Genomic DNA, 16919 nt, shown 5'->3' on the forward strand with positions numbered 1-16919 from the left:
ACAATGTGAGTACCCTACAATGACAACGACAACAACACAGCTTGACCCGATCGAAACCGCGTCCCTTGATGAACTGCAGGCCCTGCAAACCCAGCGCCTTAAGTGGACGCTGAAGCACGCCTACGACAATGTGCCGATGTACAAACGCAAGTTCGATGCAGCGGGCGTTCACCCTGATGATTTCAACGAGTTGGCAGATATTCGCAAATTCCCATGTACCACTAAACAGGACCTGCGCGATAACTACCCGTTCGATACCTTTGCCGTTCCGATGGAGAAGGTGGTGCGTATTCACGCCTCGTCCGGTACAACCGGGAAGCCGACCGTCGTGGGATATACCCAAAATGACATCGACACCTGGGCAAACATCGTCGCCCGGTCGCTGCGCGCTGCCGGCGGCAGTGCAAAAGACAAAATCCATGTGGCTTACGGGTACGGATTGTTTACCGGCGGGCTGGGCGCGCACTACGGCGCTGAACGTCTGGGGGCCACCGTGATCCCGATGTCCGGCGGCCAGACCGAGAAGCAGGCGCAACTGATCCGCGATTTTCAGCCTGATATGATCATGGTCACGCCGTCGTATTGCCTCAATTTGATTGAAGAGCTGGAGCGACAGATGGGCGGAGATGCCAGTAAATGCTCTCTGCGTGTCGGTGTGTTTGGGGCAGAGCCCTGGACACTGGCAATGCGCCGCGAAATCGAGAAGCGTCTGGGGATCACCGCGCTGGACATTTACGGGCTGTCAGAAGTGATGGGGCCAGGCGTGGCGATGGAGTGTATCGAAACCGCCGACGGCCCGACCATCTGGGAAGATCATTTCTATCCGGAAATCGTCAATCCGAAAGACGGAACTCCGCTGGACGATGGCGAGCAAGGGGAACTGCTCTTCACCACGCTCACCAAAGAAGCGTTACCGGTGATTCGTTACCGCACGCGTGACCTGACACGCCTGTTGCCAGGTACGGCGCGCACCATGCGCAGGATGGATCGCATCAGCGGACGCAGCGACGATATGCTGATCATCCGGGGGGTAAACGTCTTCCCGTCGCAGCTTGAGGAAGAGATCGTCAAGTTTGAACATCTTTCGCCCCATTATCAGCTGGAGGTAAACCGTCGCGGTCATCTTGATTCGCTTTCTGTCAAAGTGGAGCTGAAAGAGAGTAGTTTAACGTTGAGCCATGAGCAGCGCTGTCAGGTATGCCATGAGTTGCGCCACCGTATTAAATCGATGGTGGGGATTTCAACGGATGTCACCATCGTGAACTGCGGCAGTATTCCACGTTCAGAAGGTAAAGCCTGCCGCGTCTTTGATATGCGTAAAGCGATTGTGAATACCTGAGCCTGAATCTGGCCCTCTCTTTTTTGGGAGAGGGCCGGTAAAAATGGCTGTGCTATGATTCATTATCGACAATAAAGACAACAGAATGAATCACATGAATAAACTTGATGCCTTTATCCAGCATGCCGTGAGTTCTGTTCCCATTAGCGGAACATCGCTGATTTCGTCACTGTATGGTGATGCGCTTTCCCATCGTGGAGGCGAAATTTGGCTGGGGAGCCTGGCTGCGCTGTTTGAAGGAATGGGATTCGGTGAACGCTTTGTGCGTACCGCGTTGTTTCGCCTGAACAAAGAAGGTTGGCTGGACGTATCGCGGCTTGGGCGTCGCAGTTTTTACCGCCTGAGCGATAAAGGGTTGCGCCTGACGCGTCGTGCGGAGAACAAAATCTATCGCGCGGAACTGCCCGCCTGGGATGGCAAGTGGTTGCTGCTGCTGTCTGAAGGGCTGGATAAAGTCACGCTTGCCGATGTAAAAAAACAGCTGATCTGGCAGGGGTTTGGCACGCTTGCGCCAAGCCTGATGGCCTCGCCTTCGCAACATCTGGCGGATGTGCAATCTCTGCTGCATGAAGCGGGTGTGGCGGAAAACGTGATCTTTTTTGAAGCACATTCCCCGCTGGCGCTTTCCCGTGCGGCACTGCGTGCGCGGGTGGAAGAGTGCTGGCAACTCACCGAACAAAATACGATGTACGAAACCTTTATTGACTCCTTCCGGCCTCTGTTGCCGCTATTGAAGGAGGCCGAGCCGGAGGAACTTACGCCTGAGCGTTGCTTCCAGATCCAGCTGTTACTGATCCATTTTTATCGCCGTGTGGTGCTCAAAGACCCGCTGTTGCCGGAGGAGTTACTGCCTGCGCACTGGGCAGGACAGAGTGCCAGACAGCTGTGCATTAATATCTACCAACGCGTAGCCTCAGGCGCGCTGGCTTTTGTCAGTGAAAAAGGTGAAACCTCTGTGGGTGAATTGCCTGTGCCTGGGTCGCTCTTTTTTCAGCGCTTTGGTGGCCTGAATATCGCATAAGGAGAGGGTATGCCTGTTTATCAAATTGACGGTCTGACGCCGGTTGTCCCTGATGAGAGTTATGTCCATCCCACTGCCGTTTTGATTGGCGATGTGATTCTGGGCAAAGGGGTGTACATCGGCCCGAATGCTAGCCTGCGTGGCGATTTTGGCCGTATCGTGGTGAAAGATGGGGCGAACATCCAGGATAACTGTGTGATGCACGGGTTTCCTGAGCAGGATACCGTCGTGGAGGAAGACGGGCATATTGGTCACAGCGCCATTTTGCATGGCTGCATTATTCGCCGCAACGCGCTGGTTGGGATGAATGCGGTGGTGATGGATGGGGCGGTGATCGGAGAAAACAGCATTGTCGGGGCGGCGGCGTTTGTGAAAGCGAAGGCGGATATGCCCGCCAATCATCTGATTATCGGCAGTCCGGCGAAAGCCATCCGCGAACTGAGCGAGCAAGAACTCGTCTGGAAAAAACAGGGGACACGTGAATATCAGGTGCTGGTGGAACGCTGCAAAAAAACGATGCACCAGGTTGAGCCGTTGCGGGATGTTGAACCCGGACGTAAACGACTGGAATTTGATGAAAATTTACGCCCTAAATCGGCAGGGTAAAGGCTGTAGCGTAGCGTGTTACCCGTCAAAATTCGCCAGTTCAGGTCGCCCGATTAAGCGTGACACAAAATTCTGAACACAGCCTTACGTCGTCAATAAGAAGAGGCGCCAGAAGGCGCTTCCTGATATCACTTATTTTGGTATAAATCCCAGCGATTTCCGTAGAGATCCTCAAATACGACGACGGTTCCATACTCTTCCTCGCGCGGCGTTTCACAAAACTGAACGCCAGCCGTCTTCATGGCATTATAGTCACGCCAGAAATCGTCGGTCTGGAGGAAAAGAAAAACGCGCCCACCGCACTGATTACCAATAAACGCTTCCTGCGTGTCATTGGAGGCCCGTGCCAGCAGAAGATGGCAGTCGCTTTCCGGGTTCGGTGTCACGACAACCCAGCGTTTCCCAGGCTGGGGTGTGTCTTCGACCAGCTTAAAACCCAGTTTCTTGGTGTAGTATTCAATGGCGCGATCGTAATCATCAACAACGATGGCCACATGGCCCATGCATCTTTTTTGTGTTCTCAAAAGCCACTCCTTCCTTTGCAATGAAACCGGTATTTTGCGGCCAGACTATATCACCCGGATGTGCGTTTACGCAGGTATTCCTGTTTTGCGCAAGGGAACAATCGGGCGAGAGTGTGGTGATAAATGGATGTTCACGAAGGGGAAAACGGGAAGGAGAAAAAGAAAAACCCTCCCACCAGGCGGTGAGAGGGGGAAATCTTATGCAGCCACCAGGCTGTCGATTGCTGCTTTCGCGTCAGACTGTGCTTTGGTCGCGACTTCAGGTCCGTAAGCAATACCTTCTGCGAACACAAAGTTCACATCGGTGATACCGATGAAGCCCAGGAAAATGGTCAGATACGGTGCAACCAGGTCAGTTGCGGTATCTTTGTGAATACCGCCACGGCTGGTCAGAACCACCGCACGTTTACCTTTCACCAGGCCTTCTGGGCCGTTTTCGGTGTAACGGAAGGTTACGCCAGCACGTGCAACCAGGTCGAAGTAGTTCTTCAACTGAGTCGGGATGTTGAAGTTGTACATTGGGGCGTTGATCACGATAACGTCGTGAGCCTGCAGCTCAGCAATCAGTTCATCGGACAGCGCCAGCGCTTCCTGCTGACGCGGAGTCAGTGGGGCATCGCTCGGACGCAGGGCGCCAACCAGTTCGCCATCCAGCACAGGAATCGGGTTTGCGGCCAGATCACGGACGGTGATTTCATCAGCGCTATGCTGTTCACGCCACTGTTCAACGAAATAATCGGACAGCTGACCGGACTGAGAGTACCCTGCCAGAATACTGGATTTAAGAACTAATACTTTGCTCATGGGTGATTCCTATATTGTATTTGATTGAAGGGGGTTGCCCCGTTGCTTGTTGACACTCTATTCACAATCCTGCCGCAGGGATAGCGCAATATATCGAATCCTATGTTCGATTTTTTTGAATAAGGCGTAGAAAGCGCCGATGTGGTACTCTATCCCAATCATTAAAATGAGATTTTACCCGGCAGAGCACTGCCCGTTAACGCTATGACAGAACAACAAAAATTAACCTTCCCGATGCTCATGCAGCAGCTTGATACGCTGATGCTGCGCGATAAACAGCGTTTTGCCCGCCGTCTGCATGGTGTGAAGAAGGTTAAAAATCCTGATGCACAACAGGCCATTTACCAGGAGATGGCTAAAGAGATTGAACAAGCCGCAGGGAAAGTTTCGCTGCGCGAAGCGGCGCGTCCGGTGATTGACTACCCGGAAAACCTGCCCGTTAGCCAGAAAAAGCAGGAAATTCTGGAAGCGGTGCGCGATCACCAGGTGGTGATTGTGGCGGGGGAAACCGGGTCGGGAAAAACGACCCAGTTGCCGAAAATCTGTATGGAGCTGGGGCGCGGTATTAAAGGTCTGATCGGCCATACCCAACCGCGTCGCCTGGCGGCGCGTACCGTGGCAAACCGTATTGCCGAAGAGTTGAAGACGGAGCCGGGCGGTTGCATTGGCTACAAGGTGCGTTTCAGCGATCACGTCAGCGATAACACCATGGTCAAACTGATGACCGACGGTATTCTGCTGGCGGAAATTCAGCAGGACCGTCTGTTGATGCAGTATGACACTATCATCATCGATGAAGCGCATGAGCGCAGTCTGAACATTGATTTCCTCCTGGGTTATCTGCGTGAGTTGCTGCCGCGTCGCCCGGATCTCAAAATCATTATTACCTCGGCGACCATCGATCCTGAACGTTTCTCGCGCCACTTTAACAATGCGCCGATCATTGAAGTCTCTGGCCGTACCTATCCGGTTGAGGTGCGTTATCGTCCTGTCGTGGAAGAGGCGGAAGATACAGAACGCGACCAGTTGCAGGCGATCTTTGATGCGGTGGATGAACTGGGGCGCGAAAGTCCGGGCGATATCCTGATCTTCATGAGCGGTGAGCGGGAAATCCGTGACACCGCTGATGCGCTAAGCAAGCGCGACCTGCGCCATACCGAGATCCTGCCGCTTTATGCGCGCTTATCAAACAGTGAACAGAATCGGGTATTCCAGGCACATAACGGGCGTCGCATTGTGCTGGCCACTAACGTGGCGGAAACCTCGCTGACTGTACCGGGTATTAAATACGTTATCGACCCCGGTACGGCGCGTATCAGCCGCTACAGCTACCGCACTAAAGTACAGCGCCTGCCGATTGAGCCGGTTTCGCAGGCCTCGGCTAACCAGCGTAAAGGGCGCTGTGGCCGTGTGTCGGAAGGGATCTGTATTCGCCTTTATTCGGAAGATGATTTCCTGTCGCGTCCGGAATTTACCGACCCGGAAATTCTGCGTACCAACCTGGCATCGGTTATTTTGCAGATGACCGCGTTGGGCCTGGGCGATATTGCCGCGTTCCCGTTTGTTGAAGCGCCGGATAAACGCAATATCCAGGATGGCGTACGTCTGCTGGAAGAGTTAGGTGCAATCACCACTGATGAGCAGGCAACGGCGTATAAACTGACGCCGATGGGCCGTCAGCTCAGCCAGTTGCCGGTTGACCCACGTTTAGCGCGCATGGTGCTGGAGGCGCAAAAACACGGCTGTGTGCGTGAAGCGATGATTATCACGTCTGCACTTTCCATTCAGGACCCGCGTGAGCGCCCGATGGACAAACAGCAGGCATCTGACGAGAAACACCGTCGATTCCATGATAAAGAGTCCGATTTCCTCGCTTTCGTGAACCTGTGGAACTACCTGGGTGAGCAGCAAAAAGCGCTGTCGTCAAATCAGTTCCGCCGCCAGTGTCGTGTGGATTTCCTCAACTATTTGCGCGTCCGCGAATGGCAGGATATCTACACACAGCTGCGCCAGGTAGTGAAAGAACTGGGTATTCCGGTCAACAGTGAACCGGCAGAATACCGCGAGATCCATATCGCGTTGCTGACCGGATTGCTGTCGCATATCGGGATGAAAGATACCGATAAACAGGAATTTACCGGCGCACGTAACGCACGCTTCTCCATTTTCCCAGGTTCCGGCTTATTCAAGAAGCCACCGAAGTGGGCTATGGTGGCGGAACTGGTGGAAACCAGCCGTTTGTGGGGGCGTATCGCCGCGCGAATCGACCCGGAATGGGTGGAGCCGGTTGCTCAGCATCTGCTGAAACGCGCATACAGTGAACCACACTGGGAGCGCGCGCAGGGCGCGGTGATGGCGACCGAAAAAGTGACCGTTTACGGTCTGCCTGTGGTTGCAGCCCGTAAAGTGAACTACAGCCAGATCGACCCGGCGCTGTGCCGCGAGCTGTTTATTCGCCATGCGCTGGTGGAAGGTGACTGGCAGACGCGTCATGCCTTTTTCCGGGAAAACCTCAAACTGCGTGCTGAAGTGGAAGAGCTGGAGCACAAGTCACGTCGCCGCGATATCCTCGTGGACGACGAGGCGCTGTTTGAGTTTTACGATCAGCGTATCAGCCACGATGTGATTTCTGCTCGCCATTTCGACAACTGGTGGAAGAAAGCCAGTAAAGACGCGCCAGATCTGCTCAACTTTGAAAAGAGCATGCTGATTAAAGAAGGGGCGGAACAGGTCAGCAAGCTCGACTATCCGAACTTCTGGCATCAGGGCAACCTCAAACTGCGTTTGACCTACCAGTTTGAACCGGGCGCAGACGCGGACGGTGTGACGGTGCATATTCCTCTGCCGTTACTCAATCAGGTTGAGGAGAGTGGATTTGAGTGGCAGATCCCAGGGCTTCGCCGCGAATTGGTGATTGCGCTGATCAAGTCTTTGCCAAAACCGGTACGTCGTAATTTTGTGCCAGCACCTAACTATGCCGAGGCCTTTTTGGGCCGGGTGACGCCGCTGGAACTGCCATTGCTGGATGCGCTGGAGCGCGAACTGCGCCGAATGACAGGGGTAACGATTGACCGGGATTCCTGGCACTGGGATCAGGTTCCCGATCACCTGAAAATCACGTTCCGCGTCGTGGATGACAAAAACAAAAAGCTCCAGGAAGGACGCTCGCTGACTGAACTGAAAGAGGTGCTCAAAGGCAAAGTTCAGGAAACGCTGTCCTCCGTGGCGGACGATGGTATTGAACAGAGCGGGTTGCATATCTGGAGCTTTGGTCAGTTGCCGGAAAGCTACGAGCAGAAACGCGGTAACTACAAGGTGAAAGCCTGGCCTGCGCTGGTGGATGAGCGTGACAGCGTGGCGATCAAGCTATTCGATAACCAACAGGAACAGCAACAGATGATGTGGCGCGGCCTGCGCCGTTTACTGCTGCTGAACATTCCGTCGCCCATTAAGTACTTGCACGAGAAGTTACCGAACAAAGCCAAACTGGGGCTCTATTTTAACCCGTATGGCAAAGTGCTGGATCTGATTGATGACTGCATCTCCTGCGGTGTGGACAAACTGATCAACGAAGCCGGTGGCCCGGTCTGGACGGAAGATGCATTCGCCAGATTGCACGACAAGGTGCGCGCTGAACTCAACGATACCGTCGTTGAAATTGCCAAACAGGTGGAGCAGATCCTGACCGCGGTCTTTAATATCAATAAGCGTCTGAAAGGGCGGGTTGATATGACCATGGCGCTGGGATTATCCGATGTGAAAGCGCAAATGACGGGGCTGGTTTACCGTGGGTTTGTGACCGGCAATGGCTTTAAACGTCTGGGCGATACGCTGCGTTATCTCCACGCCATTGAAAAACGGCTGGAAAAAATGGCCATCGATCCCCACCGGGATCGTGCGCAGATGCTGAAAGTGGAAAGCGTCCAACAGGCCTGGCAGCAGTGGCTTAACAAACTGCCGCCAGCACGCCGTGAGGATGACGATGTGCAGGAGATCCGCTGGATGATTGAAGAGCTGCGCGTCAGTTTCTTTGCTCAGCAGTTGGGGACGCCATATCCGATTTCAGATAAGCGTATTTTGCAGGCAATGGAGCAGATTTCCGGTTAACGGCATTGATTCCCTCTCCCCCAAGGGGGAGGGAATCAGGCCACACCATTCTTCACCCGTTTACAATCGCCAGCGTAAACCCATCCCAGCCCTTAATCCCTACCTATGATTTTTGATCATTAATCAAATGTTAATGAGATCAGGAGGGAGGAAAGGGCGACCAGGCTCATTGGCCACCAGAGGATTAAAGCTCGCCGGGTTTGGCCTGTATGGCAGGGATGCGTTTCATCCGGCTGGCGAAGAAAATCGCGATCAGTGAAATTGTCACCGTGACTGCCAGATACCAGGCAACCGGAACCCAGTCTCCGTCATATTTTGCCAGCAATCCTGTGGCGATCAGTGGCGCAGTGCCCCCAGCCAGGGCTGCACCAAGCTGATAGCCCAGCGTGATGCCAGTGTAGCGAACGTTGGCGCTGAAGATTTCTGAGCAGAGGGTTCCCAGCACCGCGGTAACAGGCGCCCACAGCACACCGAAGGCAATCACCGTTGCGAGCACGATCGCCCAGGTTGTTCCGGTATTGAGCAACATAAACCACGGTACGATAAACAACCCCAGCACAAAGACGCTCACGGCATACATTTTCTGGCGGCCAACTTTATCGGACAACAGTCCCATGAGCGGGATCATGATAGTGGCCACCAGTGCGCCGAGGGTTACTGCCTCAAGTGCCTGTGATTTTTGGTATGTCAGTGTGGTCGTGGCATAGCTGACCACAAAGGTGGAGAAAATATAGAAGGGAGCGGTTTCCACGACCTTCAGTCCGGCGGCGATCAGCACTTCACGCCAGTGATACTTCAGCGTCTCACGCAGCGGTGCTTTGGCCACCTGGCCAGATTTTTTCACTTTCTTGAAATCGGGTGTTTCGTCGATGTCTTTGCGGATCCACAAACCAATCAGCACCAGCACCGAGCTTAACAGGAACGGAATACGCCAGCCCCAGGAAAGGAAATCTTCTTCGCTGAACAATGTCATTAGCGATACGATAAAGGTTGCCATCAGCATACCGATGGTTACACCCGCCTGTGGAATACTGCCAAAGAAGCCTTTTCGTTTTTCAGGGGCATATTCATACGCCAGAAGCAGTGCGCCACCCCATTCCCCACCAATTCCCATCCCCTGGATGATTCGCATCAGGATCAGCAGGGCTGGCGCCCACATCCCGATCATGTCATAGGTCGGGAGCAAGCCGATTGCCACGGTTGCACCCCCCATAAGCGAAAGGGTTAACACCAGCGTTTTTTTACGTCCAATACGGTCCCCGATGTGGGCGAAAAGTACCCCGCCAATGGGGCGGATGAAGAAGGTTAATGAGAAAGAGAGATACGAGAGAATCAACCCAATGACCGGGTCCACCATGGGAAAGAAGATCTTGTTAAACACCAGCGCCGCAGCTGTGCCATAGAGAAAATAGTCAAACCATTCAATGGAGCTGCCCGTCAGGCTGGCAATCAACACCTTTTTGTTTTTTCGTAATACCGTTGCCGTGCTTTCATGTTCTGTCATGATCCCTAACCTCGTCACGTAGAGAAGAAAAGAGGTGTCACCCGACGCGCTTCAGGTGCAACCTGGAGAAGTAAGTGTTGTTAAATTGTTAAGCAACTTAGAATTGGGTGTTAATTTTGGCAAGCGGAGAGGGGAGTAAACTGGTCAGATCACGGTGTATTTATCAGCAATTGGTGCTTTTATATTTGTGTTTAACGGTGTGATGTTTTGTTTGATTGAGCATTGTGAGAATAAAATGCAGGTGCAACCTGTCTGTTTTTGGATGTTTCTGGTTATTTCAGAAAAATGACACACGGCGCGATAACAGAGGGCCGCTTTGAGAGGACGCCGCTGTTTAATCAGGTGAAAACCGTTACCCTGAATGGAAATGAGAACAGGAGAATACAATGATTCAGGCAGGCTTTCCCTGCCTGCCAGAGGCTACGTTGGCAGCCGTCAACACAGTAGGTCGCTGGCTGGCGCAGGAGGATTTACGCAGCGAGACTTCCCAGGATATCGATGCCGTGATACTGGCGGGGAATGCGGTGATCCCGTCCATTGATGCTGCATGCCGGCTTGCTGCTGAGCATCAGGTTCCGCTACTGATTAGCGGCGGTATTGGCCATTCGACGACATTTTTATACGGTGCGATTGCCGCTCATCCGCGCTACCACACGCTTCCTGTAGCCGATCGGGCAGAAGCCAGCATCCTGGCTGACATCGCACGCCAGTTCTGGCACATCCCGCAAGATCGTGTCTGGGTGGAGGATCGCTCAACCAACTGCGGTGAAAATGCGCGCTTTAGCTGGCATATGATGCAAACGCATCAGTGGCGCGCTGAACGTGTGCTGGTGGTGCAGGATCCCACCATGCAACGGCGTACTATTGCGACGCTTGCCCGGGTTTGTCGCGATGAGCCTTCCTCACCACGCTGGGTGAGCCACCCAGGCGTCAGTCCGCAGTTGCAAAACGGCGAAAATAGCGTGGTGTTCAGCGGTGGAGGCGAGGGGTTGTGGAGCGTTGAACGCTATCTGTCGCTGGTACTGGGGGAACTTCCTCGTCTGTATGATGATGCAAGCGGCTATGGTCCGGCCGGGCGTGATTTTATCGTCCATGTTGATTTTCCCGCTGCGGTGAGCGCTGCATGGGAGGTATTACGTCACGATGTGATTCTGACCGAAGCCCTGACCCGGCGTGCTCTCAGTAAGTGATTGCCCGTTTGCGCTGGGTTTATCGCAAACGGGCATTTTATGTTGCCCGTTTGTAATTTTAAAAATCAGCTGATCCAGTTCTTTTATGAGATGTCTCACAAAAACGGTGTGACAGAACAGGAATAGCGCCCTGTGATTGTAATTTTTAACAATAATTTTACGTGTTAAGAACAGCATAATTACAGGAGCAGGTCATGACAGTACCCGTACAACATCCTATGTATATTGATGGACAGTTTGTCGCCTGGCAGGGGGATGCCTGGATTGATGTGATTAATCCGGCAACGGAGGCGGTCATTTCCCGCATCCCCGACGGGCGTGCCGACGATGCCCGTAAAGCGATTGACGCGGCTGAACGGGCACAGGCTGGCTGGGAAGCGCTTCCTGCCATTGAGCGAGCAAACTGGCTGCGTAAAATTTCTGCCGGGATCCGCGAACGTGCCAGCGAGATCAGCGCTTTAATTGTCGCGGAAGGTGGAAAAATCCAGCAACTGGCAGAGGTCGAAGTGGCTTTTACTGCCGACTATATTGACTACATGGCCGAGTGGGCGCGTCGCTATGAAGGTGAAATTATCCAGAGCGATCGACCAGGTGAAAACATTCTCGTCTTCAGGCGCGCTCTGGGAGTCACCACCGGGATCCTGCCGTGGAATTTCCCGTTTTTCCTGATTGCCCGAAAACTGGCGCCAGCCTTGCTGACCGGGAATACCATTGTTATTAAACCCAGCGAATTCACCCCGAACAATGCCATTGCGTTTGCCAAAATTGTCGACGAAATCGGCTTGCCAAAAGGGGTCTTTAACCTGGTGTTGGGGAGAGGCGAAACCGTGGGCCAGGAGCTGGCGGGTAACCCAAAAGTGGCGATGGTCAGCATGACGGGCAGCGTGGTGGCGGGTGAGAAGATCATGGCCGCCGCAGCAAAAAACATCACCAAAGTCGGTCTGGAATTAGGCGGAAAAGCGCCAGCCATCGTGATGGATGATGCCAATCTTGAGCTGGCCGTTAAAGCGATTGTCGATTCGCGGGTGATCAATACCGGGCAGGTGTGTAACTGTGCAGAACGGGTGTATGTCCAGAAAGGGATTTATGACCGCTTTGTGAACCGTCTGGGGGAGGCCATGAAAGCCGTACAGTTTGGCAACCCGGCAGAACGCAACGACATTGCCATGGGACCGCTGATTAATGCCGCTGCGCTGGCGCGCGTGGAGCAGAAAGTGGCTCGTGCGGTAGAGCAAGGGGCGAAAGTGGTGCTTGGCGGTAAGGCGGTTGAAGGTAAAGGGTTCTATTATCCGCCAACATTGCTGCTGGATGTCCGCCAGGAGATGGCGATCATGCATGAAGAAACTTTTGGTCCGGTGTTGCCCGTGGTGGTCTTTGACACGCTGGAAGAGGCACTGAAAATGGCAAACGACAGCGAGTATGGCCTGACCTCCTCTGTTTATACACAAGATCTGAATGTGGCGATGAAAGCCATTAAAGGGTTGAAGTTTGGCGAAACCTACATCAACCGCGAGAATTTTGAAGCCATGCAAGGATTCCATGCAGGCTGGCGTAAGTCGGGCATTGGTGGTGCTGACGGCAAGCATGGTTTGAATGAATATCTGCAAACGCAGGTTGTGTATTTACAGTCATAACGCGAGTTCCCCCTCCCGAAAAGAGAGGGGGACGTTGAACTAGAGTGCGGCGTATTTATCCAGCGTCCGCACCAGTTGAGTTACAAACCCGTATTCGTTGTCGTACCAGGCCACGGTTTTGACCAACTGGACTTCACCCGCCTCAGAGACTTCTGTCTGAGTGGCATCAAATACCGAGCCAAAATGTGAGCCGATGACATCGGAAGAGACGATTTCGTCGTCGGTGTATCCGAAGGATTCGTTATTCTCAGTAGCCTTTTTCAGTGCCTGGTGGATCTCTTCCACGGTGACTTTTTTATCCAGAATCGACACCAGTTCGGTGACCGAGCCCGTTTTCACCGGGACGCGCTGCGCATGGCCTTTCAACTTCCCGCTAAGCGCCGGAATAACCAGACCGATAGCTTTTGCCGCTCCGGTGGTATGCGGAATGATGTTTTCCGCTGCCGCACGTGAGGCGCGGAGATCCTTCCCGCGCGGGCCATCAACCAGCGCCTGTGTGCCGGTATAGGCGTGAATGGTGGTCATTGTGCCGACTTTAATGCCAAAAGCATCATTCAGAACTTTCGCCAGTGGCGCCAGACAGTTGGTGGTACAAGAGGCAACGGAAATGATGGTATCGCTGCTGGCGAGCGTATCGTCATTAACGTTAAAGACGATCGTTTTCATCTCGCCCGCCGGGGCAGAGATCAGCACTTTTTTAGCCCCCGCATCCAGATGTGCTCTGGACTTCTCTTCAGAGGTATAAAAACCGGTGCACTCCACGACGAGATCCACTCCGGCCGCCTTCCAGGGGATGTGTTTCGCCTCTTTCTCGGCATACACCGAGATGGACTTGCCATCCACAATCAGTGAGTCTTCCGTAAAATCAACGCTCCACGGAAACTCACCATAGTTCGAATCATGCCTGAGCAGGTATGCCAGTACTTTTGGAGAGGTAAGGTCATTGATCGCGACTACGGTATTGCTGTCCTGCGTTTCGAGAAGGCGACGAAGAACCAGACGTCCAATACGACCAAATCCGTTAATGCCAATTTTGCTCATGAGCGACTCCTGATGGTTTTATGAAGCGACAGTTTGAACTCATCCAGGCTTAGACCATGTCGGGCCGGGCGGCAATTGAAGATGCTTCATGCCTGAGGAAGTATTTGAAAAACCATACAGAAAAGTTAATGAATTTTTAAGGAAAGGTGGTTATGTTGGCGCTGTATTTGTCATTTATCAGGAAATCACATGCGTACTAAATATACAGGGCTGCAAATCGGCATTCACTGGCTGGTGTTTCTGTTAGTCATCGTGGCCTATTGTGCCATGGAGTTCAGAGGCTTCTTTCCACGTACCGCTCGCCCTCTGATTAACATGATTCATGTCTCCTGTGGCATCTCCATTCTGGTGTTAATGGTGGCGCGCTTGTTGGTACGACTGAAATTCCCCGCACCGCCGATTCAGCCTAAACCGAAGCCGATGATCACCGGTATGTCGCATCTGGGGCATTTGCTGGTCTACTTGCTGTTTATTGCGTTACCGCTGATTGGCCTGACTATGATGTTCTATCGGGGCAATGACTGGTACGCCTTCGGCCTTACCATGCCGCATGCTGCCGAAGCCAATTTTGATCGCGTTGATCTGTTAAAAGAGTGGCACTCTATTCTGGCGAATACAGGGTATTTCCTGATTGGCGTGCATGCGCTGGCGGCGCTGGCTCACCACTATTACTGGAAGGACAATACGCTGCTGCGCATGATGCCGAAGAAACGTCAGTAAACCTCATCGGCCATTGGGCATGTGAAACGAGAGTGTTGCCGTGAGAACAATGCGCAAAGTCGTGCTCGCCACCGGTATTGGTCATTTTGTTGAGTGGTTCGACTTTGGTCTTTACGGCACGCTTGCTGCGATGATTGGCATGCAATTTTTCCATGCAGAAAGCCAGGCCGTCGCGCTTCTCTCTTCGTTTGCCGTTTTTGGCGCAGGGTTCATTATGCGCCCGCTTGGTGGCCTCTGTTTTGGCTCTCGTGGGGATCGGGTCGGCAGAAAAAAAGTGCTGGTCACCGTCATTTTGCTCACCTCCGGTGCGACCTTTGTGATGGGGCTTCTTCCGACATACTCGCAACTGGGTGTCAGCGCCACGGTGTTACTGGTCATCACCCGGCTGGTGCAGGGATTTGCGGCCGGGGGCGAAAGTGCTGGCGCAACCACTTTTCTTGCTGAATATGCACCTTCCCGGCGTCGCGGCTATTTCACCAGTTGGATAGATAATTTTGGTTTTATGGCCTTTGTTGCCGGTTCTGGTCTGGTATTCCTGCTGACAGCAGGACTGGGCGAACAGGCAATGAATGCGTGGGGCTGGCGTATTCCCTTTCTGCTTGCCGGGCCGCTGGGGCTGGTTGGCCTGTATCTGCGAAAACACCTGGAAGACACTCCTGAATTTTTGGCAACGGTTAAAAATGGTCTGGCGGAGGCTTCGCCCGTCCGTACAGCAATGGTGCATTCAAGAGGGGCGCTCTTATTCTGTGTTGGTTTTGTGGTCATCAAAGCGGTGGGCCACTGGACGTTGCAAACCTTTATCCCCAACTACCTTACCAGCGAAATGCCGCACTCAACGCTGGATGCCTATGCGATCACTACGATTGGATTATTTGTGATTGCCGTTATCGTGCCGGTAATGGGGGCATTATCCGATCGCGTGGGGCGTAAACCTCTGATGCTGGCAGGGTGTGTGGGTTTCATCCTCTTTACAGGGCCCGCGATGATGCTGATGGCACGAGGCGATATGTTCTCTGCCGTTCTGGCCATGCTCATTCTTGGATTGTGTATTGCGGCGGTTGATGGGGCGAGTAATGCCGCAATGGCGGAGTTATTCCCGACACGCATCCGCGTTGGTGGCATGGCCATTGCCTACAATGTGACGGTGGCGGTGTGTGGCGGGATCACTCCCTGGTTCTCGGCCTGGTTGATGTCGATGACGGGTAATCCTTTTTCACCGGCCTGGGTGGTGATGGGCGCCGCCTTTGTGACCTTCCTGACGGTGCTGTGTGCCAGAGAGACGGCAGGGCAGCGGCTACCGCGTTAAGAGGGTGGCCTGCGGATAACCGCAGACCCTGCACATTCTTTATTGCAGATGAACCCGCTCTGCCGCCGTTAATCCCAGCGTCTGCGTTGTGCCTGTATCCGATGATTTTACTGCCGCTTCCAGTACGGCCATTACGGCTAATGCTTCCACAGGGTGGACAGGGTTGTCGATTTTACCGAGCAGTGCATCACGTACGTTGATGTAGTACTGACGCTGATCGCCCTTCGGCGTGTTCACGCGCTGCGGTTCGCCACTGGCGTCGAACAACACCATGCTGTCGCGGTCTTCTCCCCAGTGTTCAGTGCCCGGGATCACGCCTGCCAGTAACTGTGCTTCCTGCTGATCGATGCTGGCTTTCACCACGCTCGCCTTGTCTCCGTGAACGGTAAAGCGAGACACGCCGCCCGCAACCAGCATGCTGCAATGCAGAACAACTTTATGTTCCGGGTAGTTTAAAACCACATGCGCCCAGTCGTTTATTTCAGCGCCGTTGCGCAGGGTGGCAATATTGCCCTGCACGGACTGAGGCAGGCCAAACAGCTCCAGCGTCTGGTCTATCAGATGTGGCCCTAAATCAAACCATAAACCACTGCCCGGAACATTCTGCTCTCTCCAGCGCACACGCACTTCGGGGCGGAAGCGGTCAATATGCGACTCGAAATGTTTAACTTTACCGATAAGCCCTTGTTCAATGACCTGCTTAATGCCGAGAAAATCACTGTCCCAGCGGCGGTTGTGGAAGACGGAAAGCAGCAGCTGTTTTTCTTCCGCCAGAGCAATCAGATTACGCGCTTCCTGCATATCAAGCGTGAAGGGTTTATCAACCACTACATGCTTCCCCGAATGTAAGGCCAGTGTCGCCAACGGTGCATGGGTGGCATTAGGAGAAGCAATGACCACCAGATCAACATCAGGATGCTGTATGGCCTCTTCTGGCGAGGCGACAACGATAACGTCCGGGATATCTCGTTTAACTTTTTCTTCATCGCGGGAAGAGACTACCGCCAGCTTAAGTCCGTCAACGGACTGGATCAGCGGGGCATGGAAGGTTTTACCCACAAATCCATAACCGATCAGCGCAACATTTATTGTCTTACTGTTAACTTTGTTCATGATCCTCTCC

At 53.4% G+C, this 16919-nt stretch carries 13 protein-coding genes; 8 read left to right on the forward strand and 5 right to left on the reverse strand.

Annotation, left to right across the window (positions count from 1 at the left end):
* Nucleotides 1-19: 19 nt before the first annotated feature.
* The 3 genes from paaK to paaY all read left to right on the forward strand — a co-directional run bounded on the left by paaK (nt 20) and on the right by paaY (nt 2966).
* Entirely contained in the window at nt 20-1339 is a 1320-nt protein-coding gene (gene paaK, locus HV346_RS10560; protein WP_181623434.1) for a phenylacetate--CoA ligase PaaK, read from the forward strand.
* An 85-nt stretch (nt 1340-1424) separates the two neighbouring features.
* Entirely contained in the window at nt 1425-2360 is a 936-nt protein-coding gene (gene paaX / locus HV346_RS10565) for a phenylacetic acid degradation operon negative regulatory protein PaaX (RefSeq protein ID WP_181623435.1), read from the forward strand.
* 9 nt (nt 2361-2369) lie between these two features.
* On the forward strand, nt 2370-2966 hold the full coding sequence (paaY, locus tag HV346_RS10570; protein ID WP_181623436.1) for a phenylacetic acid degradation protein PaaY: 597 nt from the start codon (nt 2370-2372) through the stop codon (nt 2964-2966).
* 128 nt (nt 2967-3094) lie between these two features.
* On the opposite strand, the gene HV346_RS10575 is transcribed toward paaY, so the two are convergent.
* Entirely contained in the window at nt 3095-3490 is a 396-nt protein-coding gene (locus tag HV346_RS10575) for a VOC family protein (RefSeq protein WP_181623437.1), read from the reverse strand.
* Between the two features lie 198 nt (nt 3491-3688).
* On the reverse strand, nt 3689-4294 hold the full coding sequence (gene azoR, locus HV346_RS10580) for an FMN-dependent NADH-azoreductase (RefSeq protein ID WP_181623438.1): 606 nt from the start codon (nt 4292-4294) through the stop codon (nt 3689-3691).
* Nucleotides 4295-4498: 204 nt separating this feature from the next.
* On the opposite strand from azoR, the gene hrpA reads away from it, so the two are divergent.
* Nucleotides 4499-8401 (forward strand): ATP-dependent RNA helicase HrpA, encoded by a 3903-nt coding sequence (hrpA, locus tag HV346_RS10585; RefSeq protein WP_181623439.1) that lies wholly within the window; start codon nt 4499-4501, stop codon nt 8399-8401.
* A 184-nt stretch (nt 8402-8585) separates the two neighbouring features.
* Here hrpA and HV346_RS10590 read toward each other — a convergent pair whose 3' ends face one another.
* A complete protein-coding gene (locus tag HV346_RS10590) occupies nt 8586-9905 on the reverse strand; it encodes an MFS transporter (protein ID WP_181623440.1) in 1320 nt (439 codons plus the stop codon).
* A gap of 386 nt (nt 9906-10291) precedes the next feature.
* On the opposite strand from HV346_RS10590, the gene HV346_RS10595 reads away from it, so the two are divergent.
* Complete coding sequence (locus HV346_RS10595) at nt 10292-11095, forward strand: YdcF family protein (protein ID WP_181623441.1); 804 nt, start codon at nt 10292-10294, stop codon at nt 11093-11095.
* 194 nt (nt 11096-11289) lie between these two features.
* Nucleotides 11290-12729, forward strand: a complete 1440-nt coding sequence (aldA, locus tag HV346_RS10600) for an aldehyde dehydrogenase (RefSeq protein WP_181623442.1) — start codon at nt 11290-11292, stop codon at nt 12727-12729.
* Between the two features lie 39 nt (nt 12730-12768).
* On the opposite strand, the gene gap is transcribed toward aldA, so the two are convergent.
* On the reverse strand, nt 12769-13770 hold the full coding sequence (gene gap / locus HV346_RS10605) for a type I glyceraldehyde-3-phosphate dehydrogenase (protein ID WP_181623443.1): 1002 nt from the start codon (nt 13768-13770) through the stop codon (nt 12769-12771).
* 189 nt (nt 13771-13959) lie between these two features.
* Between gap and cybB the strand changes: the two genes are divergently transcribed.
* Both cybB and HV346_RS10615 read left to right on the forward strand, forming a co-directional pair.
* Nucleotides 13960-14490: a cytochrome b561 gene (gene cybB, locus HV346_RS10610; protein WP_181623444.1), complete on the forward strand. Its 531-nt coding sequence runs from the start codon at nt 13960-13962 to the stop codon at nt 14488-14490.
* Between the two features lie 49 nt (nt 14491-14539).
* A complete protein-coding gene (locus tag HV346_RS10615) occupies nt 14540-15796 on the forward strand; it encodes an MFS transporter (RefSeq protein WP_181623445.1) in 1257 nt (418 codons plus the stop codon).
* A gap of 39 nt (nt 15797-15835) precedes the next feature.
* Here HV346_RS10615 and HV346_RS10620 read toward each other — a convergent pair whose 3' ends face one another.
* Entirely contained in the window at nt 15836-16909 is a 1074-nt protein-coding gene (locus tag HV346_RS10620; protein ID WP_181623446.1) for an oxidoreductase, read from the reverse strand.
* Between the last annotated feature and the right edge of the window lie 10 nt (nt 16910-16919).

Origin of the sequence: Enterobacter sp. RHBSTW-00994 (genome assembly GCF_013782625.1) — a bacterium.
GTDB lineage: Bacteria > Pseudomonadota > Gammaproteobacteria > Enterobacterales > Enterobacteriaceae > Enterobacter.

Excerpts from the sequence above, each read along its gene's own strand:
- paaK (WP_181623434.1), top strand. The coding sequence starts at position 20 with ATGACAACGACAACAACACAGCTTGACCCGATCGAAACCGCGTCCCTT.
- paaX (WP_181623435.1), top strand. The coding sequence starts at position 1,425 with ATGAATCACATGAATAAACTTGATGCCTTTATCCAGCATGCCGTGAGT.
- paaY (WP_181623436.1), top strand. The coding sequence starts at position 2,370 with ATGCCTGTTTATCAAATTGACGGTCTGACGCCGGTTGTCCCTGATGAG.
- azoR (WP_181623438.1), bottom strand. The coding sequence starts at position 4,294 with ATGAGCAAAGTATTAGTTCTTAAATCCAGTATTCTGGCAGGGTACTCT.
- hrpA (WP_181623439.1), top strand. The coding sequence starts at position 4,499 with ATGACAGAACAACAAAAATTAACCTTCCCGATGCTCATGCAGCAGCTT.
- HV346_RS10590 (WP_181623440.1), bottom strand. The coding sequence starts at position 9,905 with ATGACAGAACATGAAAGCACGGCAACGGTATTACGAAAAAACAAAAAG.
- HV346_RS10595 (WP_181623441.1), top strand. The coding sequence starts at position 10,292 with ATGATTCAGGCAGGCTTTCCCTGCCTGCCAGAGGCTACGTTGGCAGCC.
- aldA (WP_181623442.1), top strand. The coding sequence starts at position 11,290 with ATGACAGTACCCGTACAACATCCTATGTATATTGATGGACAGTTTGTC.
- gap (WP_181623443.1), bottom strand. The coding sequence starts at position 13,770 with ATGAGCAAAATTGGCATTAACGGATTTGGTCGTATTGGACGTCTGGTT.
- cybB (WP_181623444.1), top strand. The coding sequence starts at position 13,960 with ATGCGTACTAAATATACAGGGCTGCAAATCGGCATTCACTGGCTGGTG.
- HV346_RS10615 (WP_181623445.1), top strand. The coding sequence starts at position 14,540 with ATGCGCAAAGTCGTGCTCGCCACCGGTATTGGTCATTTTGTTGAGTGG.
- HV346_RS10620 (WP_181623446.1), bottom strand. The coding sequence starts at position 16,909 with ATGAACAAAGTTAACAGTAAGACAATAAATGTTGCGCTGATCGGTTAT.